The organism is Streptomyces sp. NRRL F-5135 (assembly GCF_000719775.1).
GTDB lineage: Bacteria > Actinomycetota > Actinomycetes > Streptomycetales > Streptomycetaceae > Streptomyces > Streptomyces hebeiensis.
This window is the reverse complement of the sequence record NZ_JOHR01000025.1, coordinates 19,380-44,762: the sequence shown is the minus strand read 5'-3', so window position 1 is coordinate 44,762 and position 25,383 is coordinate 19,380. Positions and strand designations below refer to the sequence as shown.

21 protein-coding genes and 1 pseudogene are annotated in these 25,383 nt (G+C 71.4%); 12 read left to right on the top strand and 10 right to left on the bottom strand.

Annotated features, from left to right (window positions below; all coding sequences use genetic code 11):
- Nucleotides 1-98 precede the first annotated feature (98 nt).
- The 3 genes from IG02_RS0131885 to IG02_RS0131875 are packed head-to-tail and all read left to right on the top strand — an operon-like array spanning nucleotide 99 to nucleotide 3,375.
- Nucleotides 99-1,067, top strand: a complete 969-nt coding sequence (locus IG02_RS0131885) for an NADPH:quinone oxidoreductase family protein (protein ID WP_078854995.1) — start codon at nucleotides 99-101, stop codon at nucleotides 1,065-1,067.
- Complete coding sequence (locus IG02_RS0131880) at nucleotides 1,064-2,257, top strand: acyl-CoA dehydrogenase family protein (protein WP_030755828.1); 1,194 nt, start codon at nucleotides 1,064-1,066, stop codon at nucleotides 2,255-2,257. The genes IG02_RS0131885 and IG02_RS0131880 overlap by 4 nt, the downstream gene beginning before the upstream one ends.
- Complete coding sequence (locus IG02_RS0131875) at nucleotides 2,254-3,375, top strand: acyl-CoA dehydrogenase family protein (protein ID WP_030755825.1); 1,122 nt, start codon at nucleotides 2,254-2,256, stop codon at nucleotides 3,373-3,375. Before IG02_RS0131880 ends, IG02_RS0131875 begins: the two co-directional genes overlap by 4 nt.
- On the opposite strand, the gene IG02_RS43560 is transcribed toward IG02_RS0131875, so the two are convergent.
- Nucleotides 3,281-3,763, bottom strand: a complete 483-nt coding sequence (locus tag IG02_RS43560) for a zinc-binding dehydrogenase (protein ID WP_030755822.1) — start codon at nucleotides 3,761-3,763, stop codon at nucleotides 3,281-3,283. The genes IG02_RS0131875 and IG02_RS43560 overlap by 95 nt on opposite strands.
- Before the next feature lie 114 nt (nucleotides 3,764-3,877).
- Here IG02_RS43560 and IG02_RS0131865 point away from each other — a divergent pair, with 114 nt between their 5' ends.
- Together IG02_RS0131865 and IG02_RS0131860 are read left to right on the top strand one after the other, a co-directional pair.
- Entirely contained in the window at nucleotides 3,878-4,741 is an 864-nt protein-coding gene (locus IG02_RS0131865; RefSeq protein ID WP_030755819.1) for a phosphatidylinositol-specific phospholipase C/glycerophosphodiester phosphodiesterase family protein, read from the top strand.
- Nucleotides 4,742-4,860: 119 nt separating this feature from the next.
- Nucleotides 4,861-5,055, top strand: coding sequence for a hypothetical protein (locus tag IG02_RS0131860; RefSeq protein ID WP_030755817.1), 195 nt, complete (start codon nucleotides 4,861-4,863; stop codon nucleotides 5,053-5,055).
- Here the strand turns inward: IG02_RS0131860 and IG02_RS0131855 are convergent.
- Nucleotides 5,045-5,443, bottom strand: a complete 399-nt coding sequence (locus IG02_RS0131855; protein ID WP_051765989.1) for a DUF779 domain-containing protein — start codon at nucleotides 5,441-5,443, stop codon at nucleotides 5,045-5,047. The genes IG02_RS0131860 and IG02_RS0131855 overlap by 11 nt on opposite strands.
- 242 nt (nucleotides 5,444-5,685) lie before the next feature.
- Between IG02_RS0131855 and IG02_RS0131850 the strand changes: the two genes are divergently transcribed.
- Nucleotides 5,686-7,239, top strand: coding sequence for a hypothetical protein (locus IG02_RS0131850; RefSeq protein ID WP_030755811.1), 1,554 nt, complete (start codon nucleotides 5,686-5,688; stop codon nucleotides 7,237-7,239).
- A gap of 232 nt (nucleotides 7,240-7,471) precedes the next feature.
- Complete coding sequence (locus IG02_RS0131845; RefSeq protein ID WP_051765987.1) at nucleotides 7,472-7,990, top strand: RICIN domain-containing protein; 519 nt, start codon at nucleotides 7,472-7,474, stop codon at nucleotides 7,988-7,990.
- Between the two features lie 64 nt (nucleotides 7,991-8,054).
- Here the strand turns inward: IG02_RS0131845 and IG02_RS0131840 are convergent, their stop codons facing one another.
- A complete protein-coding gene (locus IG02_RS0131840; protein ID WP_030755805.1) occupies nucleotides 8,055-8,450 on the bottom strand; it encodes a DUF2267 domain-containing protein in 396 nt (131 codons plus the stop codon).
- A 153-nt stretch (nucleotides 8,451-8,603) separates the two neighbouring features.
- On the bottom strand, nucleotides 8,604-9,626 hold the full coding sequence (locus IG02_RS0131835; RefSeq protein ID WP_030755803.1) for an alcohol dehydrogenase: 1,023 nt from the start codon (nucleotides 9,624-9,626) through the stop codon (nucleotides 8,604-8,606).
- 517 nt (nucleotides 9,627-10,143) lie between these two features.
- On the opposite strand from IG02_RS0131835, the pseudogene IG02_RS37150 reads away from it, so the two are divergent.
- Nucleotides 10,144-11,803, top strand: a pseudogene (locus IG02_RS37150) (Hsp70 family protein).
- Between the two features lie 60 nt (nucleotides 11,804-11,863).
- On the opposite strand, the gene IG02_RS0131825 reads toward IG02_RS37150, so the two are convergent.
- The 6 genes from IG02_RS0131825 to IG02_RS0131800 all read right to left on the bottom strand — a co-directional run bounded on the left by IG02_RS0131825 (nucleotide 11,864) and on the right by IG02_RS0131800 (nucleotide 19,851).
- Nucleotides 11,864-15,085 (bottom strand): alpha-L-rhamnosidase, encoded by a 3,222-nt coding sequence (locus IG02_RS0131825; RefSeq protein WP_030755801.1) that lies wholly within the window; start codon nucleotides 15,083-15,085, stop codon nucleotides 11,864-11,866.
- Between the two features lie 173 nt (nucleotides 15,086-15,258).
- The gene (locus IG02_RS0131820; protein WP_030755798.1) at nucleotides 15,259-15,861 is read right to left on the bottom strand and encodes a DJ-1/PfpI family protein; all 603 of its coding nucleotides are present in this window, start codon (nucleotides 15,859-15,861) and stop codon (nucleotides 15,259-15,261) included.
- Nucleotides 15,862-15,904: 43 nt separating this feature from the next.
- Nucleotides 15,905-16,267, bottom strand: coding sequence for a DUF952 domain-containing protein (locus IG02_RS0131815; protein ID WP_030755794.1), 363 nt, complete (start codon nucleotides 16,265-16,267; stop codon nucleotides 15,905-15,907).
- 208 nt (nucleotides 16,268-16,475) lie between these two features.
- Nucleotides 16,476-17,612, bottom strand: a complete 1,137-nt coding sequence (locus IG02_RS0131810; protein WP_030755791.1) for a mandelate racemase/muconate lactonizing enzyme family protein — start codon at nucleotides 17,610-17,612, stop codon at nucleotides 16,476-16,478.
- Nucleotides 17,609-18,553: a dihydrodipicolinate synthase family protein gene (locus IG02_RS0131805; RefSeq protein ID WP_234314987.1), complete on the bottom strand. Its 945-nt coding sequence runs from the start codon at nucleotides 18,551-18,553 to the stop codon at nucleotides 17,609-17,611. The genes IG02_RS0131810 and IG02_RS0131805 overlap by 4 nt, the downstream gene beginning before the upstream one ends.
- Entirely contained in the window at nucleotides 18,550-19,851 is a 1,302-nt protein-coding gene (locus IG02_RS0131800; protein WP_037804885.1) for an MFS transporter, read from the bottom strand. The genes IG02_RS0131805 and IG02_RS0131800 overlap by 4 nt, the downstream gene beginning before the upstream one ends.
- A 478-nt stretch (nucleotides 19,852-20,329) precedes the next feature.
- On the opposite strand from IG02_RS0131800, the gene IG02_RS0131795 reads away from it, so the two are divergent.
- From IG02_RS0131795 to IG02_RS0131780, 4 genes are all read left to right on the top strand, one after another.
- Nucleotides 20,330-21,823, top strand: coding sequence for a glycoside hydrolase family 43 protein (locus tag IG02_RS0131795; protein ID WP_030755783.1), 1,494 nt, complete (start codon nucleotides 20,330-20,332; stop codon nucleotides 21,821-21,823).
- Nucleotides 21,824-21,961: 138 nt separating this feature from the next.
- The gene (locus IG02_RS0131790; protein ID WP_051765985.1) at nucleotides 21,962-23,200 is read left to right on the top strand and encodes an ABC transporter substrate-binding protein; all 1,239 of its coding nucleotides are present in this window, start codon (nucleotides 21,962-21,964) and stop codon (nucleotides 23,198-23,200) included.
- A gap of 59 nt (nucleotides 23,201-23,259) precedes the next feature.
- Nucleotides 23,260-24,171, top strand: a complete 912-nt coding sequence (locus tag IG02_RS0131785) for a carbohydrate ABC transporter permease (protein WP_030755778.1) — start codon at nucleotides 23,260-23,262, stop codon at nucleotides 24,169-24,171.
- Nucleotides 24,172-24,321: 150 nt separating this feature from the next.
- Nucleotides 24,322-25,125 (top strand): carbohydrate ABC transporter permease, encoded by an 804-nt coding sequence (locus tag IG02_RS0131780; protein ID WP_030755776.1) that lies wholly within the window; start codon nucleotides 24,322-24,324, stop codon nucleotides 25,123-25,125.
- The last annotated feature ends 258 nt before the right edge of the window (nucleotides 25,126-25,383 follow it).

Genomic DNA, 25,383 nt, shown 5'->3' with positions numbered 1-25,383 from the left:
CCACAGGGGTGGAGGGGTGGGTAGAGCTGTTCCCCGCGCGGCAAGCGACCGCTTAGTATCCACACCGGTACCGATCGACGTGGTGTGGAGGCCCCCAGATGCAGGCATGGCGAGTGCACCGGAACGGCGAACCGGGCGAGGTGATGCGGCTCGAGGACGTGGAGCGGCCGGCGCCCGCCGAGGGACAGGTCCGGCTGCTGGTCAGGGCCGCGAACGTCAACTTCCCCGACGCCCTGCTCTGCCGGGGCCAGTACCAGGTCAGGCCGCCGCTGCCGTTCACGCCGGGCGTGGAGGTCTGCGGTGAGACGGCGGACGGCCGCAGGGTGGTGGCCACCTGCGCGCTCCCGCACGGCGGCCTGTCCGAGTACGCCCTCGCCGACGCGTCGGCCGTGCTGCCGGCCCCCGACGCGCTCGACGACGCCGAGGCGGCGGCCCTGCACATCGGCTACCAGACCGGCTGGTTCGCCCTGCACCGACGGGCCCGCGTCCAGCCCGGCGAGACGCTGCTCGTGCACGCGGCGGCCGGCGGCGTCGGCAGCGCCGCCGTGCAGCTCGGCAAGGCCGCCGGGGCACGGGTCATCGGTGTCGTCGGCGGCCAGAACAAGGCCCGTACCGCCTACGAACTGGGCTGTGACGTGGTGATCGACCGGCGCAGCGACGACATCCCCGCCGCCGTCAGGGAAGCCACCGGCGGCCGGGGCGCGGACGTCGTCTACGACCCGGTCGGCGGCGACGCCTACGCCAAGTCCGCCAAGTGCGTCGCCTTCGAGGGCCGCATCGTGGTCGTGGGCTTCGCGAGCGGCACGATCCCCGCCCCCGCCCTCAACCACGCGCTCATGAAGAACTACGCGATCCTGGGCCTGCACTGGGGCCTGTACGCCACCCGGCGCCCGGCGGACGTGGCGCGCTGCCACGAGGAACTCACCGCGCTCGCGGCCCGGGGCGCGGTCAAGCCGCTCATCAGCGAACGCGTCCCGATGAAGGGCGCGGCCGACGCCGTGCAGCGCGTGGCCGACGGCACCACCACCGGACGCGTGGTGGTCCTGCCGGGGGCCGATCCCCGATGACCGCGCTCGACGGCGCCGGGCTGCGCTCCCGTGTCCGCCGGCTGCTCGCGGACCATCCGCCGGCCACGACGGACCGCGACGACTTCCTCAAGGCCCGCTTCGACGCCGGTCTGGCCTGGGTGCACTACCCCCCGGGACTCGGCGGACTGGACGCGCCGCGCTCCCTCCAGGCGGTCGTGGACGCCGAACTCGCCGCCGCGGGCGCGCCCGACAACGACCCGCGCCGGATCGGGATCGGCCTCGGCATGGCGGCGCCGACCATCCTGCGCTTCGGCACGCCGGAGCAGAAGGAGCGCTTCCTGCGGCCCCTGTGGACCGGCGAGGAGGTGTGGTGCCAGCTGTTCAGCGAGCCGGGGGCCGGCTCCGACCTCGCCGCGCTCGCCACCCGCGCCGTCCGCGACGAGTCCTCCGGCGACTGGATCGTGAACGGACAGAAGGTGTGGACCTCCAGCGCGCATCTCGCCCGCTGGGCCATCCTCATCGCCCGTACCGACCCCGACGTGCCCAAGCACCGGGGCATCAGCTACTTCCTGTGCGACATGACCGATCCGGGCGTGGAGGTACGGCCGCTGCGCCAGATCACCGGCGAGGCCGAGTTCAACGAGGTCTTCCTCACCGACGTCCGCATCCCCGACGCACACCGTCTCGGGGAGATCGGCGAGGGCTGGAAGATCGCGCAAACCACGCTGATGAACGAGCGCGTCTCCATCGGCGGCGCCCGGCTGCCGCGCGAGGGCGGCATGATCGGCCCGGTCGCCCGCGCCTGGCGGGAGCGGCCCGAGCTGCGCACGCGCGACCTGCACGGGCGGCTGCTCACGCTCTGGGTGGAGGCCGAGGTCACCCGGCTCACCGGGGAGCGGCTGCGCCAGCGGCTCGCCCAGGGACAGCCCGGCCCCGAAGGCAGCGGGATCAAGCTCGCCTTCGCCCGGCTCAACCAGGAGATCAGCGGCCTGGAGGTGGAACTCCTCGGCGAGGAGGGCCTGTTGTACTCCGACTGGACCCTGCGCAGGCCGGAGCTGGTCGACTTCACCGGACGCGACGCCGGCTACCGATATCTGCGCGCGAAGGGCAATTCCATCGAGGGCGGAACCAGCGAGGTACTGCTCAACATCGTCGCGGAACGCGTCCTCGGGCTGCCCGCCGAGCCCCGCACCGACAAGGACGTCGCATGGAAGGACCTGGCCCGATGAGCGCGCGCCCACCCGCCGACGCCTCGCCCGACCTGCTCTACTCCGACACCGAGGACGATCTGCGCGCGGCGGTACGGTCCTTGCTCACCGACCGCGCCGACGTGTCCGCGGCGCTCGCCCGCGCCGAGTCCGGCGACCCCTACGACACCGGGCTGTGGACCTCGCTCGCCGCCGGCATCGGCGCGGCGGGGCTGCTCGTTCCGCAAGAGCTCGGTGGCCAGGGGGCGAGTCACCGCGAGGCCGCGGTCGTCCTGGAGGAGCTGGGGCGTGGCGTCACGGCCGCGCCGTACCTGACCAGTTCCGTGGTGGCGACCGAGACGCTGCTGGGCTGCGACCCGGGGAACGCGGCGCACACGGACATCGCGGGCCTGCTCACGGCGCTCGCCACCGGCCACCGGGTCGCCGTGCTCGCCCTGCCGCTCACCACGGCTCCGGACGCGAAGCTGCCGGTGGGCGGCCCCGGCGTGACCGGGGTGGCCGACGCCGTACGCGCCGACGTGCTGCTGGTTCTGAGGGAGGACGGGCTGTACGCGGTCGAGACCGCGTCGCCCGGGGTCACCGTGGACCCGCTGACGCCGCTCGACCTGACCCGGCCGCTCGCCGACGTCACCGTCGAGGAGCCGGCGGGCCTGCGGATCGCCGCACCGCCCGTGGCGGAGGCCGCCGTACGGCGCGGACTGCTGGCCGGCGCCGGACTGCTCGCCTCCGAACAGCTCGGCCTGGCCGAGTGGTGCCTGGAGGAGACGGTCCGGCACACCCGCGCCCGGCACCAGTTCAACCGCCCCGTCGGCTCCTTCCAGGCGCTCAAGCACCGGATGGCACAGCTCTGGCTGGAGGTGGTCTCCGCCCGGGCCGCCGCCCGCAACGCCGCCGACGCCCTCGCCGCCGGCAGCCCGGAGGCACCGCTCGCGGTGGCCCTGGCCCAGGCGTACTGCGGCCGGGTCGCGGTGCACGCGGCCGAGGAATGCGTGCAGCTGCTCGGAGGCATCGGGATGACCTGGGAGCATCCGGCTCATCTGGCGCTCAAGCGCGCCAAGTCCGACGAACTGGCGCTCGGTTCCCCGGGCCGCCACAAGGAGACCCTGTCCGCCCTGGTGGGCCTGCCGGGCCCCGAGTGACGAGGCCGGCGCGTCCGCCGGCGGGGGCGGTCGGGTCGGGCCGGTCCCGCTCGGCGGCCTCGCCATTCGCCCGGGCGAGGGCACCCGGCATCAGGGAGACGAGGACGCCGCCGGGGCGGAGCACGCCCACGGACCGGGTGGCGGTCTCCCCGCCGAGGGTGTCGAGGACGACGTCGTAGCGCTCCTCGGTGCCGGTGAAGTCCGCGGAGCGGTGGTCGACGAAGGCGTCCGCGCCGAGCTCGCGCGGGAAGCCGTGCTCGGGGGCGCTCGCCGTCCCGGTGACGTGCGCGCCGCGCTCCTTGGCGAAATATCGAGACGCGGTCCGGCCGGCGGCGACCGGCGCCGCGGTCCCGTGGGTGACCGCACGACGCGGCTCACCGTCCCGCATGTCTGAACCATGAACGTCACCTCGGCGAACTCTGCGCGCAGGCCTGCCGATCCGGCCCCGGGACGGCCCATACTCACCGGGACCGTGCCCTCTCGCGCCCCTCCCGGAGGCATCATGGCCCTCACCACCCGCCGCCGCGCCGTCGGTACTCTCGCCGCCGCGCTCGCCGGTGCCGTCGCCGTCCCCTCGTACGCCCGGGCGGACTCGCCCCGGCCGCGGCCCCGGGCCGTCCGGCCGCTGCGCCAGGCGCACGCCCACAACGACTACCTCCACCCACGGCCGCTCCACGACGCGCTCTCCCACGGCTTCACGAGCGTCGAGGCCGACATCTTCCTCGTCGACGGCGAGCTGCTGGTCGCCCACGAAGCCACCGAACTCGACCCGGCCCGTACCCTGCGCGCCCTCTACCTCGACCCGCTGAGCGCACTGGTGCGCGCGGGGCACGGCTCCGTGTTCCCCGGCCACCACCGCCCCCTGCAACTGCTCATCGACCTCAAGACCGACGGCGCCACCACCTACGCCGAGCTGCACCGCCAACTGACCCGCTACCGCGCGATGCTGAGCAGCTGTGTGCGCGGCACGGTGCGGCTCGGCGCGGTCACGCCCGTCATCTCCGGTGACCGCGCGGCCCGGGAGCCGATGGAGGCACAGCGCGTACGTCACGCCTTCTACGACGGCCGGCTCGACGACCTCGGCTCCCCGGCCCCCGCCTCCTTCGCGCCGCTCATCAGCGCCAACTGGACCCAGACCTTCGGCTGGCTGGGCACCGGCGCGTTTCCCGCCGCCGAACGCGCGGAGCTGCGCCGTATCACCACCGCCGCCCACGCGCACGGACAGCGCGTCCGCTTCTGGGGCACTCCCGACACGCCGGGGCCCGCCCGCGACGCCCTCTGGAACGAGCTGCTCGCCGCCGGTGTCGACCACATCAACACCGACGACCTCGCCGGTCTCGCACACTTCCTGCGCGCCCGCGGATAGCGGCCCCCGCGCCACAACCACCCGTACGGCGGACGCGCCAGTCGGCCGTACGGACCTCCTCCTCCGCCACACTGGCCGCCGGACGCCGCCCGTCCGGTGCGGCGGCGGAGGAGGTTGGCATGGCCGTTTCCATTTCAGTGTTGCTGCTTCTCGTGGTCCTCTCGGTGGTCTTCCTGCGCAGCGGAGGACTGAAGATCTCGCACGCGCTGGTCTGCGTACTGCTCGGTTTCTTCCTCGCGAGCACGAGCGTCGCGCCGACCATCGCCGACGGGATCGCCGTCACCGCCAGTGTGGTGAGCAGCATCAACCCCTGACGCCAGGCGGGACCGGCCGGGCGGCCGCGCCGTTCCCGACCACCCGCGACCGGATCAGGAAGCGCACCCCCTCCGGGGCCTCCAGCGAGAATCCGCTGCCGCGGCCCGCCACCACGTCCACGACGAGCCGGGTGTGGCGCCAGAGCTCGTACTGGCTCGCGGACATCCAGAAGGGGACGGGCTCGGCGAGGCCCTCCACGGCCAGCGACTCCAGCAGCACGTCGGAGCCGCCCGTGCGGAACTCGCCCGCCGGGAAACACATGGGGGCACTGCCGTCACAGCAGCCGCCCGACTGGTGGAACATCAGTGGTCCGTGGGCCGCCCGCAGCCGCCGGATCAGCTCGGCGGCCGCGGGGGTCAGCTCCACGGTCGGAACGTGCGGGTCCACGGTGAGACTCCCCTCGCTCGGTACGTTCCTTTGTACCGCGGCCATCCTCGTCCGTGCCCCGGGTGCGCGCACCGGACGTGGGCCGGGCGCAGCTCCGGGAGGCTGTTGACCGAAACACGCCTGTACGGATCCGGCCGTCGGCACGGACCATCGATTCATTGCTCTTCCGGCACCCCGGGCGATCGCGACGGCGTGGTGCTGCGCACCGTACCGAAGCACCGGCCTACCCCTGGAAGGCGGACATGGCCCCTTCGCGCACGAGCATCCTCCTGACCACCGCGGCCCGCGACGGCGACAGCCGGGTGCCGACCGGCCGCACCCTGATGATCCACCCGCCGTACGTGCACGACAACTACCTCGCCCGGGACGTGCCCTTCACCCCGGACCGGCTGCCGTTCCTGCCCGTCGCCCCGCTGTACGCGGCCGAACTGATGGAGCGCCACGGGCTGGCCGAACCGGACCTCTTCGACTGCCAGTTGCACGATCTGCGCGAGGCCGACGGCCTGGAGGGGTACGACTCCTTCGGCATCGCCGCCATGGGGGCCCAGAACATCGCACCGGCCGCGCACGTCCACCGCTACCTCACCGCCGACCGCCGGCTGCCGGCCGACCGGGTGTACGTCGGCGGGCAGGGGGTGGAACGGCTCTCCCGGGAGGAGTTCGCGCGGATCTTCCCCGGCGCCCACAAGGCGGACCGGCACTGGCTGTCCGCGCTGCCCGGGGGCATGGACATCGATCTGGGCGGGCAGCTGGCCAAGCTCACCGAGTCCGACCTGCGCACCTACCTGGCGCACGAGATGACCCTGCCGTTCAGCCAGGGCTGCATGTTCGGGTGCAGTTTCTGCGGGGCGCAGACCCGCAAGCGCGAGACGTTCTTCAACGTCCGGGCGCATCTCGACGCCGCCTGCCGCCTCGCGACGCGGTTCGAGTTCCCCACGCTGAACCTGTACTGCACCTCGCTGGACTTCTTCCAGCAGGCCCTGCCGGGCGGGGACCTCGGGCTGCTCACCGCGCGACTGGAATCCGTCGTCGAGACCCGCGAGCGGTACCCGGACATCGACATCACCCTGCACGCGCTCACCCGTGCCGACTCCTACAACGCGGCGATGCGCTCGGACGAGGTGCGCGACCTGGTACTCCGCGCGGGCTTCAACCGCTTCGGCTTCGGCGCCGACGGCGCGGCATCCGTCGAGGTGCTGCGCGCGATGCGCAAACACGCCGACACCCTGCGCTCGGACCTGATCACCGCGTTCGAGCACATGGAGGAGAACGGTCTGGTTCCGGAGATCCTCTACGTGTTCGGAGTCCCGGAGGAGACCGCCGGAACGCTCGCGGAGACGCGCGCCCTGTGCGGCCTGCTGCTGGAGACCTTTCCCTCCTCCGAGTACCGGGGCTTCCCCGCGAAGAACGAGATCCCCGGCAACGCCAACTGGAACCGGGCGGGCTGGAAGGGATCGGCCGCCCACAACCTGCTGCTGGACGAGCCGGACCACTTCCTGAACCTCGGCTTCGAGACGCTCGCCAACGAGATCTCCCACCCGGACCCGGCGACCCGGCGGCTGGTGAACCACTACGCCGTCGACATGAGCCGGCACGCGCACGATCTCGGCCGGGTCCGCAGCTATCTGACGCTCCCCGTCGCCACTCCCGGAGCGTCGATCATGGATGAGCGCACGCTGGACGGATTCCGTGAGATCGCCGCCCACTACGCCCCGGACCTGGCCGCCGATCTGAGCGCGGACAACCTCGCGGAACGGCGCGCCGCCCTCAACTCCGCGATACCGAAGGACTATTAGGGTCCTGCTCGCGAACGGAAGAAGCGGCTGACGGCAACCGCGAGGCCGCGAAATCACCTATGAGGCGTATCCCGGGCAGGATCGGTGGAGCTTCGGGCGCGGACGCGATGTCATACGGGCATCCACCGCTTCCCGGTGGCACGCCGTGCTCGCGCACTTCGCCGTGCACGCCGCAACCGGCCCCGCGGGGCCGGTTGCGGCAGCGGGCGCCCTGCATCAAGGAGTTGCGTACATGCCTTCTCGCGCGACCGTTCTCGCCTTCGCGGCGGCCATGAGCCTGTTCGGCGCGGTCGGCGCCGCCGACGCGCTTCCCTCCTCCGCGGCCGCCATCGAATATCACACGTACCACAATCTGGCCACGGGGAAGTGTCTGGACATCCGTGGTGCCTCCCAGAACGAGGGGGCCGTCGTCCAGCAGTTCACCTGCAACAGCAAGGACCATCAGGAGTTCACCCAGCTCGCGGCGGCGGGCGGCACCTTCACCCTCGTCGCCCGCGTCGGCAAGAAATGCGTGGACGTGCAGGACGCGTCGACCGCCGATGGCGCGGGCGTGCGGATGCACACCTGCTCCGGTGCGGCGAGCCAGCGGTGGACGGCGACCCCGGTCGCCACGGGGGCCTACCAGATCCAGAACGTGCACAGCGGCAAGTGCCTGCAGGACGCGGGCATGCCCTCCGGCAGCAGGCGCGAGGTCCGGCAGGCGACATGCGACGGAGCTCCGGCCCAGGTGTGGCAGAAGACGCTCCGTTAGCGCCTTCCGGGCTGCTCGGTCCGCCGGCCGGGCCCGAGCCGGTCCGTGGGCCGCGGAGGATGGCTCAGCCGCTCCCGGCGTGGCCGAAGAGGAGGTCGTACCCGGCGGGCAGCTGGAGCAGGATCCGGCTCAGCAGGTCCTCACCCGCCGCGTCGGCCGCCACGCTGAGCACCGCGCCGACGTCCCAGGGCGCGGTCTGCTCGGTGGCCCCCTCGATCCAGGCCGCCGTGGCCCGTACGAACCGCTCGGGCGTGAGCGGCTCGGCCGCGGGCAAAGGGTTGAGCAGTATCAGGGAGAGGGTTTCCGGCAGGCGCGCGGCCAGTTCGGCACGTACCTCGCCGACCAGATGCGCACCGAGCAGGGCGAGCACGACACGGGCCGCGCGCTCCGCCTCCTGCGGGCTGCCGTACTCACCGCGCTCCTGGATCTTCTCCAGAAACGCCTCCCATCGCATGGTCATCTCGGCGGTCTCCTTTCTGCCCCCGCACGAAAAGGATGACCACGGGAAAGGCGACGCAAGCGCGGGTGTCCGGAAGAGGCCGTTTCTCTTCCCGGGACGTCGGCGCGGCGCCTCCCCTCCCGCCGGCTCCGGCGGGAGGGGAACGGTGGTGCGTCAGCGCGGGGCGAGGACCATCCGGAAGCGGGCGGCGCCGGAGAGCATCTTCTCGTACGCCTCGGCGACATTTTCCAGCGGAACGGTCTCGATCATCGGACGGATCCGGTGCAGCGCGCTGAAAGCCATGGTGTCCTGGATGTCCTGTGCCGTCCCGGACGGGTGCCCCCGGACGACTCGGCCGTTCATGAGCAACTGGTTCGGGCTGATGCCCAGTGGGGCGGCGTCCGCGCCGATGACCACCAGCTCACCGCGCGGGGACAGCCCGTCCACCGTGGCCGTGATCGCGTCGGAATTGGCGGCGGTGGCGAGGACGGCTCTGGCCCCGCCGAGGGCCTGGAGCGCGTCCGCGACGGGGGTACCGCCCGTGCTGTCGACGTAGTGGTGGGCGCCGAGCCGTTTGGCCAGGTCGGCCTTGGCGGACCCGCGGGCGATGGCCACGGTCTCGAAGCCCATCGCGACCGCGAACCTCACGCCCAGGTGACCGAGGCCACCGATGCCGAGCACGGCGACCACGTCGCCCGGCCGGGCGGAGCTGCGCCGCAGCCCGTTGTACGTGGTGACTCCCGCGCAGGCCAGGGGCGCCGCGTCGACGGCCGCCAGCTCGTCGGGGATCCGGGCCAGGGCGTCCGCCGGGACGATCACCGCCTCGGCATAGCCCCCGTCGTACGCCCAGCCGGGGACCTTCAGGTTCTCGCAGACGACGAAGTCGCCCCGTCGGCACGGTGTGCAGTGGCCGCAGCTGCCGCCGAACCAGCCCACCGCCACCCTGTCGCCCACGTGCCAGATGTCGGGCGTGCCCTCACCGATCGCCTCCACGCGCCCGGCGATCTCATGCCCGGGCACCAGCGGAAACCGCACACCCGGCAGCGCGGCGGCCACGAAGAGGGCATCGCTGTGGCATATGCCGCAGGCGTCCACGGCGACGCGGACATGGCCCGGCCCGGGCCGCGGCACCTCGCGCTGGACGATCTCGAACGAGCCACCGGCGGTGGCGACCTGTGCGACGCGGCACGCAGTCATCTGAATCTCCCGGAAACGAGAACGCGAACGGGAACGGGCAGGACGGCCCCTGAAACCAGCACACCAGGTCCGGCCCGATGACGCGCGCCGGACGGACGTGGTCGGCCGGCACCGAGCACCGCGCGGCCGGGCGTCGTGACCGTGGCCGGGACGCGGGCACGGCATCGCACCGGCCTTCTCACACGAGCTCCGAACAGGCAGTTCCCGGAAAAACACCGCGTGCGCCCGGACGGAATCGGTGGACGGTGTCATCAAGGCCGGGCCAATCGGGTATAGGGCTGATGAGCGCACGAACGGCGAGCGCGCGAACGGCGAGGGGCCGTGCCACGCGGAGCCGTGGTGGCCCGGGGCTCCTCCGCTCCACTCTGACGCGCGGAGCACCGCGGACGCCCGGCCGGCGACGGCCCGTCGCCCGCACGGCGGTGTACGTCGGTGTCCCGCGCACACCTGCCGTCCGTGCGCCGGCCGGCGTCCCGTGTATCGCGGAAGCGCGGTACCGCCATGGGAGGAGAGCGCGATGGCACGTGCAGTGGGTATCGACCTCGGTACGACGAACTCGGTGGTCTGCGTGCTGGAGGGCGGCGAGCCCACGGTCATCGCCAACACCGAGGGCGCACGGACCACACCGTCGGTAGTGGCCTTCGCCAAGAACGGGGAAGTGCTGGTCGGCGAGATCGCCAAGCGCCAGGCAGTGACCAACGTCGAACTCACGGCACGGTCGGTGAAGCGGCACATGGGCGACGCGCAGTGGCGCTTCCCGGAGTCCGGTGGTGTGGACGGCAAACGGTTCACCGCGCAGGAGATCTCGGCACGGGTGCTGCAGAAGCTGAAGCGGGACGCCGAGGCGTACCTGGGCGAGGACGTCACGGACGCCGTGATCACCGTGCCCGCGTACTTCAACGACAGCCAGCGCACCGCGACCAAGGAGGCCGGCGAGATCGCGGGTCTGAACGTGCTGCGGATCATCAACGAGCCGACGTCCGCGGCCCTGGCCTACGGACTGGACAAGGAGAACGATCAGACGGTCCTGGTCTTCGACCTGGGCGGCGGCACGTTCGACGTGTCCCTGCTGGAGATCGGCGAGGGCGTGGTCGAGGTCAAGGCCACCAACGGTGACACGCACCTGGGCGGCGACGACTGGGACCAGCGGATCGTCGAGTACCTGGCCAAGCAGTTCAAGAACGCCTACGGTATCGACCTCACCCAGGACAAGATGGCCACGCAGCGCCTGCGCGAGGCGGCCGAGCGCGCCAAGATCGAGCTGTCCTCGGCAACCGAGACGGCGATCAACCTGCCCTACGTCACGGCCTCCGAGCAAGGGCCGCTGCACCTGGAGCAGAAGCTCACGCGGGCCCAGTTCCAGCAGTTGACGGCCGACCTCCTCGAACGCTGCAAGGCCCCGTTCCACAACGCGATCGAGGACGCCGGAGCCAAGCTCTCCGACATCAACCACGTGATCATGGTCGGCGGGTCGACGCGGATGCCCGCGGTGACCGACCTGGTCAAGGAGCTGACCGGCAAGGCAGGGCGAGCGCGAGATCGCCGCGTACAACAAGAAGCTCGGGATGTTCGAGCTGACCGGTCTGCCGCCGGCCCCGCGCGGGGTGCCGCAGATCGAGGTCACCTTCGACATCGACGCCAACGGCATCATGCACGTGGGCGCCAAGGACCTCGGCACCGGCAGGGAGCAGCGGATGACCGTCACCGGCGGCTCGGCGCTGCCCAAGGACGACATCGACCGCATGATGCGCGAGGCCGAGCAGTACGCGGAGGAGGACCACAGGCGCCGCGAGGCCGCCGAGACGCGCAACCGGGCCGAACAGCTCGTCTACCAGACGGACACATTGCTGGCCGACAACGGAGACAAGATTCCCGGTGAGGTGAAGGGCGAGGTCGAGACCGCCCTGGGCGAGCTGAAGGAGGCGCTCAGGACCGAGTCCCCCGAGGCCGGCGACACCACCGCTCTGCGGCGCGCCACCGACAAACTCGCCGCCGCGGCCCAGAAGGTCGGCACCGCCCTGTACGCCCAGGCACAGGGCCAGGGCGCGCCCGCGGGCGCCACCGGCGAGACGGGAGCCTCCGGCGGCGAGGGCGAGGAGGACGTCGTGGACGCGGAGATCGTCGACGACGACAAGCGGGAGGGACGGGACGACGACAAGCGGGAAGGCACGGGATGAGCGCCTCCGAGCGGAGGCGCCCCTCCCGACCGCGACCGGCCCGGTGCCGTTCCGCCTCGGTCAGCCGACGAAGCGGTACGTACCCGAGCCGGTGGCGAACACCGCGCAGCCGTCCTCCCGCCGCAGGAACCGGGCGGTCCCGTGCGCGATGTCCGTGCCGTCCGCAGCGGCCCCGGCGGGTATCCACACCTCCCCGGTGGTGTTGGCGGGGAGCGAGACCGTGAGCCGGAAGCCCGCGGAGTCCGTCTTCCAGCGGGTGGTGACCGGCCCGTAGAGCGAGTCGAAACGGCCCTCGGCCCGCGTCACCCCCCCGCCCGGGCGGGGCCGGACGACGACCTTCTTGAAGCCGGGGGCGCCGGGCGCGATCCCCGCGATGGCGGCGTACATCCACTCGCCCACCGAGCCGTACGCGTAGTGGTTGAAGGAATTCATGCCGGCGTCCTGGAAGCCGCCGTCCGGCGTGATGGAGTCCCAGCGTTCCCACATCGTCGTGGCCCCGCGGTCGATCTGGTAGCCCCAGCTCGGGAAGGTCCGCTGGAGCAGCAGCCGGTACGCGACGTCGGTGTGGCCGGTGGCGGTGAGCACGGGGAGCAGCCTCGGTGTGCCCAGGAAGCCCGTCGACAGGTGCCAGTCCTTGGCCCTGATGAGCTGGACGAGACGGTCGGCGGCGGGCCCGCGGTCGGCTTCCGCCAGCAGATCCATGGAGAGGGCCAGTACGTAGCCGGTCTGGGTGTCGCCCTTGATCCTCGCGCCGGCGGAGACGTACGCCGCGCGGAAGGCGTCCCGGACCGCGCGGAACAGGGCGGTGTACGGGGCGGGGTCCTTCCCCAGCGCCTCGGCCGTCCGCGCGACCAGATCGGCGCTGTGCGCGAAGTAGGCGGTGCCGATGACGTCCTTGGGGGTCTCGTCCGCGACGTTGAGCCAGTCGCCGTACCCCTCGGCGGGGCGTACGTAGCCGCTGCTGTGCCGCTCCAGGTAGTCGAGCCACCGCACCATGGACGGCCAGGACTGCTCCAGCACCCGGGTGTCCCCGTACGCCTGGTACAGCGCCCAGGGCACGGTGACCCCGGCGTCCCCCCAGCCCGCCACGCCGTGGCCCAGATCGCCGACGTGCGGCGCCACGTCGGTGAACGCGCCGTCGGCGGTCTGGCTGTCGCGCACGTCCCCCAGCCACTTGGTGAGGAAGCGCGCCGACTCCATGGTGTACGCGGCGGTGGGGGCGAACACATTGATGTCGCCGGTCCAGCCGAGCCGCTCGTCGCGCGCGGGCGTGTCGGTGGGTACGGACACGAAGTTGCCGCGCTGGCCCCATGTGATGTTGTGGTGAAGCCGATTGAGCATCGGGACGTTCGTACGGAAGTCCATCGTGAACGGTGCCGCGGTGTGGATGACCCGTCCCACGACCGCGCCGAGCGGCGGCCGGCCCGGGTAGCCCGTCACCTCGACGTAGCGGAAGCCGTGAAACGTGAAGCGTGGCTCGTGGATCTCGGTGCCGGCACCCTTGAGTGTGTAACGGTCGGTGGCGCGGGCGGTGCGCAGGTTGTCGGTGTAGAGCATGCCGTCGGGGCCCAGCACCTCGGCGTGACGCAGCCGTACGGTGGTGCCGGCGGCGCCCGAGACGGTCAGCCGGACCGTGCCGACCATGTTCTGCCCGAGGTCGAAGACGAAGACACCGGGCCTGGGCTCCGTCATCCGGAGGGCGGGGAGTTCGCGTTCCACCCGGGAGGGTCCGCCGACCTCCGCCACGAGCGAGGCGGTGACGCCGTCGACCGCCTCGGCCCCGGCCCAGCCGGCCGCGTCGAAGCCGGCGCGGGTCCATCCGTCGGTCTCCAGCCGGGCGTCGTAGTCCTCGCCCGCCATGAGATCGGCGCCGGTGACCGGCCCCGTGGCGGTGCGCCAGTCGGTGTCCGACAGCACCCGTTCGGTCGTCCCGTCGGTGTAGGTGACCTCCAGCTGTGCCAGCAGGGCGGGCCGGGTGCCGTACTGGTGGGGGCCGTACCACCCGACGGAACCGGCGTACCAGCCGGTCGCGAGGGTGACGCCGAGCGCGTTCCTCCCCGGTACGAGCAGGCGGGTGACGTCGTACGTCTGGTACTGGACGCGCTCGCGGTAGTCGGTCCAGCCGGGCGCGAGCCGGTCCTCGCTCACCCGCGCTCCGTTGAGGTACGCCTCGTACAGGCCGAGAGCGGTGGAGTACAGCCGCGCCCGCGCGACGGTCCCGCGCTTCAGCCGGAACTCGTGGCGCAGCTGTGCCACGGGGGAGTACGGAACCCGCACCGTGCCCCAGGGCCCCGCGCCCCACGCGGCGAGCACCTGGGCCGGCGACCAGGAGGAGTCCTCGTAGTCGGCGGACCGCCAGTCGCCCGCGGGTTCCCGGTCGGTGGTCCGCCACGCGGCATCGGTGGCGAGGGTGCGCGTTCCGTCCGCGGTGGTCAGCTCCAGCAGGCCGAGCAGCCCGGCCGGCCCCGTGGTGGCGTTGGTGGCCGACACCGCGATGACCCCCGTGCCCCGGCGCAGCAGGTCGGTCACCTCCACGACCACGGGGCGGCGCCAGTTCTCCGCGCGGCTGTCGGCCTCCGTGTGCGCCACCTGGACGCCGTTCACATGCACCGTGCAGCCGTCGTCCGCCGTCATGACCAGGCGGGCCCGGGTGAGGCCCGCCGGTATGCCGGACACGTCGAGAACGCGGCGGAACCAGCGGGTCGCGGCCGGTGCGCTGCTCGCGGGGTCGCCCTCCGGGAACCAGATCCACGAGGCGCCTTCCAGGGCGGGCGCGCCGACGAGCGCGGTGGGCGCGGCGATCCAGCGCGCGGACCAGTCGGCGGCGGTGAGTCCGGTCTCCCACCAGGACGGCGCGCTCCAGTCGGAGGGGTTGCCCTCGGCGTCCCAGACGCGCACCGACCAGTGGTAGCGCGTACGCGGTGCGAGTGCCGGGCCCGCGTACGGGACGAGGACCGACTCCGAGGAGGAGACCTTCCCGCTGTCCCAGACATCGGGCCGGGGCAGCCTCTCCGGAGCGGTGGCGACGCGGATCCGGTACGCGCTCTGGCTCTGGCCGGTCCCGTCGGCCCGGCCGGCCGCGAGGGGCCAACTCAGCCGGGGGCGGGCGGTGTCGAGGCCCAGTGGATGCCGGACGTACTCGACGGTCGGCTCGGTGACGCGCGGGGGAGCGAGGCCGCCGGGGCCCGGTCCGGCGGCCCGGGCGGCAGGCAGCGGCCCGGCCGTCAGCGCGGTTCCCAGGGCGGTGGCGGACGTACCGAGCAGCTGTCTTCTGCTGATCACGATGCGACTCCGTTACGACTCGGCAATGAATCGTTTCACTCGGCGGAAGGTAGGGAGGCCGATGTGACCTGTCAAGGTTTCCCGTCGAGGTGGCCGCGCGGTGTGACCCCGAACAAACCCCTTGATTTCAGGGTGAGTTGGGAGGGATGGTTCCCCGCCGGGCCGTCCGGGGATCAGACGGGAGGCTCCGGGTCGTACTGGATTCCGCGTCGGACCTGGCGCGCGCGCTCACGCGACGCGAGGCGGGCGACCAGGTGGAGGGCCATGTCGATACCGGCCGAGATGCCCGCGGAGGTGATGATGTCTCCGTCGTCGACGAACCGGTCCTCGCGCCGGACCTCGATGGTCGGATCGATCTCCGCGAGTCGGTCCAGCGACGCCCAGTGGGTCGTGGCGGGGCGGCCGGCCAGCAGCCCGGCAGCCGCGTATACGAGAGACCCGGTGCACACGCTCGTCATGAGGGGCACCGACCCGCGTTGGCCGCGGACCCATGCCAGGTGCCCGGCGTCGTCGAGCTGTGGCCGGGTGCCGCGGCCACCGGGGTGCACCAGGACGTCGAGCGCGGGCAGCTCTGCCATGGAGTGGTGGGCGGCGACGGTGAGTCCCTTGGCGCAGGTCACGGGATTTCCGTCGGCCGAGACGCAGAACACCCGCCACCCGTCCTCGGGGAAGTTCCGCGTCCAGTACGACAGCACTTCCCACGGGCCGACGGCGTCCAGCTCCTCGACGTCGGGGAACAGCAGGATGCCGATGTTTCGGGTGCCCTCGTCGCTCATCGCGCCATCCAAGCACAGGTGCACCGGGGCGGGCCGCGGCCGTTCAGCTCACGTCGGCCAACCCGGTGGCCCGGCCCTGCTCGTCCCACGCGATTTCCAGGATCCGGGTCACGGCGTCGCGGTCGACGGGACCGTACACATGAGGGAAGACGACGCTCTCGGCGACACCGGGGGGCGGGACGGGCGCCGCCTTCTCCCATGCCACCCGGACGCCCAGCCGGTCCTCGTCGATGACCAGGGCGAGCAACGGCTTCGGCGCCGTCCGGTAGAAGGCGTTGACGATGGCCAGCGAGGTCTCCTCGTCGGGGGAGCAGTGGACGAAGCCGTCATCCGTGAGGGACGCGGGCGCGTACGGGTGGTCGGGGCGGGCCTGCCACTCGGAGCGCGGAACGATGTGATAAATCATGCCCGGGTTATACCCGGCGGCCAAGTGACCTACCGCGGAACGCCGTCGGCGCGGAGGCTGGACCGGGCGGCATTCGAGCGGGAATCCGGCGGCGTTCGAGCGGGGATCCGGCGGTACGGACGCGGAGGGGGTCACCGTACCGGACGTCGCCGTGCCCGGCCTGACGCGGACGGCCCGCCCCTCCGGGAGGGGCGGGCCGGCTGGCAGGTCACATCCACGCCGTCGAGCCGTCGGGGCGCACCGGGACCTTCCGTTTCCAGGTGACCCAGTCGTCGGTCGTGAGCGCGGCCTCGTCGATCTCGATGCCCCATCCCGGGCGGTCCGGTCGCAGGAGGAGGTGCCCGTCGACCGGGAGGTAGGGGTCCGGGCACCACGAGACGTCGTCCGGTTTGTACTCGAGGACGGCGAAGTTGGTGGTCGCGGCCGCGAAGTGCACGTTCGCCGCCGTCGCCAGCGGCCCGAGCGGGTTGTGCGGCGCGACCGGGACGTAGTGCGCGTCGGCGATGGTGGCGATCTTCGTCATCTGGGTGAGGCCCCCGACCACGCAGATGTCGGGCTGCACGATGTCGGCCCCGCCCGCGGCGAGCAGCGCCAGGAACTCGTGCGGGGAGTACAGGGACTCCCCCGTCGCCAGCGGCACGGCGATCTCGGACCGGATCCTGCTCCAGGCGGGGATGTGCTCGGGGCGCAGGGGTTCCTCGAGGAACAGCGGCTGGTGGGGAGCGAGCGCGGCGCCGAGGTCGACGGCCTGCCGTGGTTCCCACAGGCAGGCGTGCGCGTCGAACGCGAAGTCCCATTCCTCGGGGTGGCCGGCACGGACCTCTCCGAAGTACTCGCCGAGTTCCCGGACCACGAGCCCGAACCGGGTCCGGTGCAATTCCTTGCGGTAGGGGCTCAGCTTGAACGCTGTGAAGCCGAACCGGTCGTGCAACGCCGCTGTGGTGTCCCGCAGTTCGCCGACGTCCGGCGCGGAGTACAGGCCGGCGTAGACCCGGACCCGGTCGCGTACCGCGCCGCCGAGCAGCTGGTAGACCGGTACGCCGAGGGACTTGGCGGCGATGTCCCACAGGGCGTGGTCGATGGCGGCGATCGCGGCCAGGCCCAGCGCCCCCTGGGGGAAGCGGCTGGACTGGAGCAGGAACTGGTTGACCCGGCCCGGGTTCCGTGCGTCCATGCCCTTGATCTGCTCGAACAGGTAGTCGAGCAGGGGTGGGTAGGCCAGGTCGGGGCCGTGGTTGTACACCTCGGACCACCCGTCGAGGCCGTCCTCGGTGCTTATCCTGACCAGCACCCTGGGCCGGTCGCCCACCCGCTGGCGGAAGGTCTGGAGCGACGCGATCCTCATGCCGCACGCTCCCCGGCCGCCTCGGGAACCGTGGAGCGCCACGGTGCCATCGACTCGGTGACCTCGCGCGCGAGCGCGTCGGGCAGCGGGTGGCTGGGCGGCCGGACGTCCCGCCGGCAGAGGCCGAGCTGGTGCATGGCCTCCTTCACCACCGACACGTTGTTGGCCGATCCGTCGCGTGCCCGCAGTTCCTCGAAGTGGCGGATACGCCGCCAGACGCGTCCCGCGGCGTCGTGGTCACCGCGCCGCAGGGCCGCGAGCAGTTCCAGGGACACGGCCGGGGCGACGTTGACCAGGCCCGAGGTGAAGGCCCGGGCCCCCGCCTGCCAGTAGGCCGGGGCGTACGACTCCGCCAGGCCCGCGATCCACAGCAGCCCGTCCGGGGCCTCCGCCCTGGTGGCGGCGAACACGACGGGGTCGGGAACGGAGTACTTCAGCCCGACGACGTTCGGCGCCCGCTCCACCAGGCGTGTGATGTGCCCACCGGTGACCGCGCGGTGGGTGAGATAGGGCAGCACACCGACATCGGGTACGGCCGCCGCGACGCTCGCGTTGTACTCGACCCAGCCGTCCGCCGTTAGATAGGGCACGACCGGCTGGTGCACCATGATCGCGTCCGCCCCGGAGTCGCGGGCGAAGCGTGCGTCCGCGACGGCCGTCGTGAGATCGAGCCCCACCCCGGCGACGATCGTGGTGGCGCTCTCGCGCGTGGAGACGACGCTCGTCAGGACCTGGCGGCGTTCGTCGGGGGAGAGGGCGTAGAACTCACCGGTGTTGCCGTTGGGCGTCAGCGCGGTCACTCCGTTGCGGATCAGCCGCGCGGTCAGTGCGGCGGTCAGGTCGTGGTCGACCGCGCCGTTCTCGTCGTACGGGACGACGGGGATCCCGACGACGGTGCTGAGCCGCTCGATCAGGCGGGCGGCGTTCAACGAGGTGGTCACGAGGTGGTCCTTTCACCGTGCTCGGCGGGTTCCGCCGGGAGGTCGTGGTGCGGTGTGAGGGGCTTGACGCGCACCCAGAAGAGATAGATCGCCGCACTCGCCAGACAGCACCCGGCGGCGCCGACCAGCGGCCCCACGTACGACCCGTCGCTGGAGGCCAGGAACAGTCCGATGACGATCGGACTGAGGAGGTTGCCCACCTGGGAGCCGAAGTTCTGGAAGCCGGCCACCGCCCCGACGCTCTCCGACGAGCGCGCCACTTCGGCCGGCAGACTCAGGATCGCCGCGCCGGCGAACGAGTGCGCGGCACTGCTGACGGTGAGTATGACCATCAGCGCCGCATTGCTCTCCACGAAGGGGGCGAAGCCGATGCAGGCGCTCAGGCCCAGCCCGGTGACGATGGGAACCTTCCGGGCCAGGTTGGTCGAGAGCCCGGACGCCAGCATCCGGTCGGAGACGACGCCGCCGAGCACGGTGGAGCCGATCGCGATGAGCGAGGGGATCCAGCCCACCATGCCGAAGTCCGCCTCGGAGAACCCGCGGTCGTCGAGCAGATAGCTGGGGTACCAGGTGAGGAAGAACGCGCCGGCCAGCGAGCGGAACACATAACCGGTCATCAGCGCCCATACCTGGGAGTCGCCCAGCAGCTCCCGCCACGGTGTGTTCGCGCCGACCGGTTCCTCGCCGGCCGCCGGCCCCTGATCGGAGCGGATGTGGGCCAGTTCGGCCGCGGAGACGCGCGGATGTTCCCCGGGCTCGCGGTAGACGGTCACCCAGCCCACGATCCACAGCAGTCCGGTGACACCGATCACGATGAACGCCAGCCGCCAGCCGCCGAACAGAGCGAGCGCCGTCACCACCGGGATCGACAGCGCCGTTCCGATCTGCTGGCCCATGTCGAACAGACTGGACGCGAAGGCCCGCTCCTTGCGCGGGAACCACCGCGAGACGACCTTGATGTTCGCCGGCTGCACCGGCGCCTCGCCGATGCCCAGGCCGAGCCGGAACACCATGACCGAGCCGACGCCCTGCGCGAGGGCGGTCAGCGCCGTCCAGATCGACCACCAGCCGACCGCGACGGGATAGATGACCCTCGGACCGAAACGGTCCAGCAGCCACCCGGAGGGAATCTGGAACAACGCGTACGTCCAGAAGAACGCCGACAGCATCACGCCCTGCACGGCGGAGCTGATGTGGAACTCCTTGGACATGTACGGCATCGCCACGCTCAGCGCGGCCCGGTCGAGATAGGCGATCGTCAGACCGAGGGCCGAGAAGCCGACGATCGTCCACCGCATGCTGCTGCGCTGCCGGGCGGGTGATCTCCCGGCTTTGGACGAGGGCACGTTGGAAAGGGGCGGCACCACTGCTCCCGAAGGGTAGGCTCCCCCGTGAGGGAGTGTCGGAACTCTCTGTCGCGGCCCGGGAACTTGGCGGTGAACGGGCCGCGTCTCGCATCGTGGGTCAATGAGCGGTGGATGGTCCGTCGGTGATCCGGCCCACGAGCTGACCCTCAAACGGGCATGCGGAACAAGGCGCTACCAATATGGACACAACGGCCTCTCGTATATGACGTACGATGCGCGACGCGATGAAGGTAGGAGCGCTCCGGGAGATTAGTCAACGCTTCTGACAAAACCTGTTGTTCAAGAGGAACGTCGCTGTCCGCCTCTGCTCCCCGCGCCGATCGACGCCGCCGCGCCCCTTTCCCGGGCCCGGGCGGGGCGCTAGCTTCCCATCCGGCGCTTACATCGATGTAACGCAAAGGAGCTGCTCATGCGTGCAGGCCCGCGCGCGACCCGTCGCGCGGCACTCGTCGCCGTCCTCCTGTCCCTCCTGCTCGGCCTTGTCTTCGTACCGCAGTCCGCCGCCGTGGAACCCGAGTCCACCGCCGCACGACCGGTACCGGCCGCCCCGGGCCCGGCGCCGGCCGCCGCGGGGACCACCTTCCGAAACCCGCTCAACCCGGGCCCCGATCCGTTTATGACGCACTGGCGGGGGGCGTACTACCTGACCACCACGCAGGGTGGCAGCATCCGTATGTGGCGCTCGCCCTCGCTGGGCACCCTGCTCGCGGCCGAGCCCGTGACCGTGTGGATGGACACCGACCCCAGTCGCAACCGCAACATCTGGGCGGCGGAGTTCTACCGCTTCGGCGACCGCTGGTACCTCTACTACACGGCCGACGACGGGGTCGACGACCATCACCGGCTGTACGTGCTGGAGTCCGAACGCGACGATCCGGCCGGGCCCTACCACTTCAAGGCGAAGCTCACCCCGCCCAACCACGCCTCCGACTTCGCCATCGACCCGGGGGTGTTCCAGCACAACGGGCGTCTCTACCTCGCCTACAGCGGCATCAACCCGTACCAGCACAACGGCCTCAACATCGCGCCGATGTCCAACCCCTACACCGTTTCGGGCGATGCCGTCGCCATCGACGCGGACGGCGGCTGCCCCGAGGTCCGCGAGGGACCGGAGTTCCTGAACCGCAACGGCCGCACCTGGATGACGTACTCCACCTGTGACACCGGCAAGCCCGACTACCAGGTCTGGATGCTGTCCCTGCCGGACGGGGCCGATCCGCTCGTTCCGCGCAACTGGACCCAGCACGCGGGCCCGGTGTTCTCCCGCGCCGACGACCGCGGGGTCTTCGGCCCCGGCCACCACGCCTTCTTCCGCTCGCCCGACGGCACCGAGGACTGGATCGTCCACCACGCGAAGACAACCTCGGTGAACACCTACACCAACCGCACCACCCGCGCCCAGAAGATCACCTGGAACGCCGACGGCAGCCCGCGCCTCGGCCGCCCGCTCGCCCTGGGCGCGACCCAGGACCTGCCCTCCGGGGACCCGGGGGCCGGCACCTACTGGATCAACGACGACGGCCGCTCCAGTGGCGAGGGATCCGTCGCGTACACCGGCACCTGGAACTCCGGAACGGGCTGCGGCAGCCAGTGCTTCTGGAGCGACGACCACTGGAGCGACAAGGCCGGCGACACCGCCACCTTCACCTTCACGGGGACCCGGATCGCCCTGCTGTCCGTACGGGACACCGGCAACGGCATCGCGGCCCTCAGCGTGGACGGAGGAGCGGAACAGCGTGTCGACTTCCACGGGGCGATCCGCGTCGGCGAGACCCTGCAGTACCTCAGTCCCCGGCTCCCGTTCGGCAAGCACACACTGCGGATCCGTGTGACCGGTGAGCACAACGCCCAGTCCTTCGCGTCATTCGTGAGCGTGGACCGGGCCGAGGTGTACACCAACTGACAGTGTGTGCCGGCCGCCAGCGGGTGTTCGAGGTCCGCTCACTCTCGCGTGGGACGTTTCATGTACGAGCAACGTGCTTTACATGTACCGGTGTCACACTGATGGACCATGGCCCACTCAAGGACCTCGAGCACCCGCATGAGCCGTCGGCGCCTGCTGGCCGCCACCGGCGCCCTCGCGCTGACCGCCGCCTGCGGCTCCGACACGGGGCGCGACGGCGCGGCGGGCGGTGGCGGCCCCGCCCTTGACCACTGGTACCACCAGTACGGCGAGGCCGGCGCCGAACAGGCGGTGCGACGCTACGCGTCGGCGTACCGGAAGGCGAGGGTCACGGTCCAGTGGCGGCCCGGCAACTACGACCAGCAGACCGCCGCGGCACTGCTGACCAGGAACGGGCCGGACGTGTTCGAGGGGGGCCCGACCCTGGACCAGATCCGGGGCGGCCAGGTCGCCGATCTCACCGACCTCCTCAAGGACGTGCGCGACGACTTCCACCCCGCGGTCCTCGCGCCCAAGACGTACGAGGGCAGGATCTACGGGATCCCGCAGGTCATCGACGCGCAGCTGCTCTACTACCGCAAGAGCCTGCTGGCCGACGCGGGCCTGCGACCACCGGCGAGTCTCGACGAACTGGTCGACGCGGCAAGGGCGTTGACGACACGGGACGTCAAGGGGCTCTTCCTCGGCAACGACGGCGGTGCCGGCGTCCTGGCCGGCACCCCGCTGCGCGCGGCGGGCCTTGACCTGGTCACCGCCGAGGGGGAGATCGGCTTCGACGACCCGCGGGCCGCCAGGACCCTCGGCAAGCTGCGCGCCCTCCACACCGACAGGTCCCTGCTGCTCGGAGCCCCCACCGACTGGTCCGACCCGTCGGCGTTCACCCAGGGTTTGACGGCCATGCAGTGGACGGGATTGTGGGCCCTCCCGCTGATCGAGAAGGCGCTGGGTGACGACTTCGGGGTGCTGCCCTTCCCCGCGGACGGAGCGCACGGCAGGCCCGCGGTCCCGGTCGGCGCCTATGGGGCGGCGGTCAGCGCGCGCAGCGGCCACACCGAGGCCGCGAAGGCGTACGTGAAGTGGTTGTGGGTGGAACGCACCGACTACCAGTCGGACTTCGCGCTCTCCTACGGCTTCCACATCCCCGCCCGGATCTCGCTGGCGAACAAGGCCACCCCGCTCACCGAGGGAGCGGCGGCCGGGGCCGTACGTCTGACGACCGAGTACGGAGCGGCCCAGCCCCTGCTGTGGACCGATCGGAGCCGGACCGCCTACCAGGACGCGCTGAGCCGGATCATCACCGCGGGCGCCGACCCGGAAGCCCAGGTCAAGTCGGTCGTCGCGACGACGAAGGCCGAGCTGAAGCGCGTGCGGTCGTAATCATGCGGACGCCGGAAGCCGCCCGTACGCGGACGCCGGAAGCCGCCCGTACGCCGCTCATGCGGCGGCTGCTCGGGCCTGAGAACCGCTATCTGTGGTTCTGGGTCTTCGTCGGTCCCTTCGCCGCCGGACTCGCCCTCTTCACCTATGTCCCGCTGGTGTGGAGTGTGTGGCTCAGCTTCTTCGACGCGCACAACACGGTGACTCCGACCGACTTCGTGGGGCTGGACAACTACGCCGAGATACTCGGCGATCCGTCCTTCACCGCGGGCCTCACCACCTTCGCCGGCTTCTCGCTCTTGATCGTCCCGGCGACCTACGCGCTCTCGCTCGCCCTCGCCCTGATGGTGAGCCGGCTGCGGTTCGCCCAGGCGTTCTTCCGGTCGGTCTTCTTCCTGCCGACCGCCTGTTCCTACGTCGTCGCCGCGATGATCTGGAAGCTGTCGATCTTCAACGGGGTGCGCTACGGGCTGGCGAACACGGTACTGGGGTGGTTCGGCGGCTCCGACGTCGCCTGGCTGTCGACCACCAGTCCGCCCTGGTACTGGCTGGTCATCGTGACCGTGCGGCTGTGGCTCCAGGCCGGCTTCTACATGGTGATCCTGCTGGCCGGGCTCCAGCGCATCCCGGCCACCCTCTACGAGGCGGCGGCGGTCGACGGCGCCCACCCCGGCTGGCAGGTCTTCCGGCACATCACCTTCCCCCAACTGCGCGCGACCTCCGTCGCCGTCGTCCTGCTGCTGGTGATCAACGCGTTCCAGGCCTTCGACGAGTTCTACAACCTGCTCTCGACGGCACGTGGTTACCCGCCGTACGCCAGGCCGCCGTTGGTCTACCTGTACTACGTGGCGCTGGGACAGGGGCAGAACCTGGGCGTGGGCAGTGCGGGGGCGGTGATCCTCGCACTGATCATCGCCGTGGTGACGGTGGTACAGGCGCGCTGGTTCGGTCTCGGACGCCAGGAGGACTGACGACCCGTGCGACGGTATCCGACCGACGATCCGACGGCGTACGCCCCGCCCCGCGCATCGACCCCCGCCCGGATCCGCGCCGCGGCCCGGCCTTCGGTCCGGCCCCCGGTCCGTTCCCCGGTCCGCGCCCCGGAGCGGGTCGGGCGCGCACTGCGGTCGGTCCTGCTGATCGTGCTCGCCGCACTCTTCCTGGTCCCGTTCTACCTCCTGGTCCGTAACGGTCTGGCCACCGAGGCGGACATCACCGGGACCGACTGGACGTTCTTCCCGCACAGCCTGAAATGGAGCAACCTCCGGGAACTGTTCGACGACAGCAGCGTTCCCATGGTGCGCGCCCTGCGGAACTCGGCCGTGATCGCCGTTCTCACCACCGTCGGCACCCTGCTGCTCGCCTCACTCGCCGGGTACGGACTGGCCCGCATCGAGTATCCGTACGCCAACCGCGTCTTCTACGCGTTCCTGGTCACGCTGATGATCCCGTCGGCCGTCACCTTCGTCCCGAGCTTCGTCCTGGTCTCGTCGCTCGGCTGGATCTCCACCTTGCGCGGACTGATCGTCCCCACCCTGTTCAACGCGTTCGCCGTCTTCCTCTTCCGCCAGTACTTCCTCGGCTTTCCCCGTGAGTTGGAGGACGCGGCCAAGGTGGACGGGCTCGGCCACTGGCGCACGTACTGGCGGATCGTGGTGCCCAACACACGGCCCGTCTTCGCCGCTGTCGGCGCGATCGTCTTCATCGGCTCCTGGAACTCGTTCCTCTGGCCGCTGGTGATCGGTCAGGACCGCGACGCGTGGACCGTCCAGGTCGCCTTGGCCACCTTCACCACGGCCCAAACCGTCAACCTTCACGAGCTGTTCATCGCCGCGGCCGTCTCGATCCTGCCGCTGCTGGTCGTCTTCGTGGTGCTCCAGCGCCATATCGTCGCGGGCGCCGAGCGGTCCGGCATCGACGACTGATGAGACGAAACACGCTCGACGAACCACACCTGACGAAGCACCCCCTGTTGACGCCCGGGGATCGCGGGAGGACCATCGCTACACGTTTACAGTGAGTGTAAATGTGTGCATAAAACGCTCGTAGTGGGGCGAGTATGCCCATCGCGAGGCAGAGGGGCTGTACACATGACACGGATGTCCAGCGGTGGCCGGCCGACGACCGTGCCGATCACGGAGAGCGCCACTGCCCGCGTCCCCTCGTCGTCCGCGTGTCCGCTC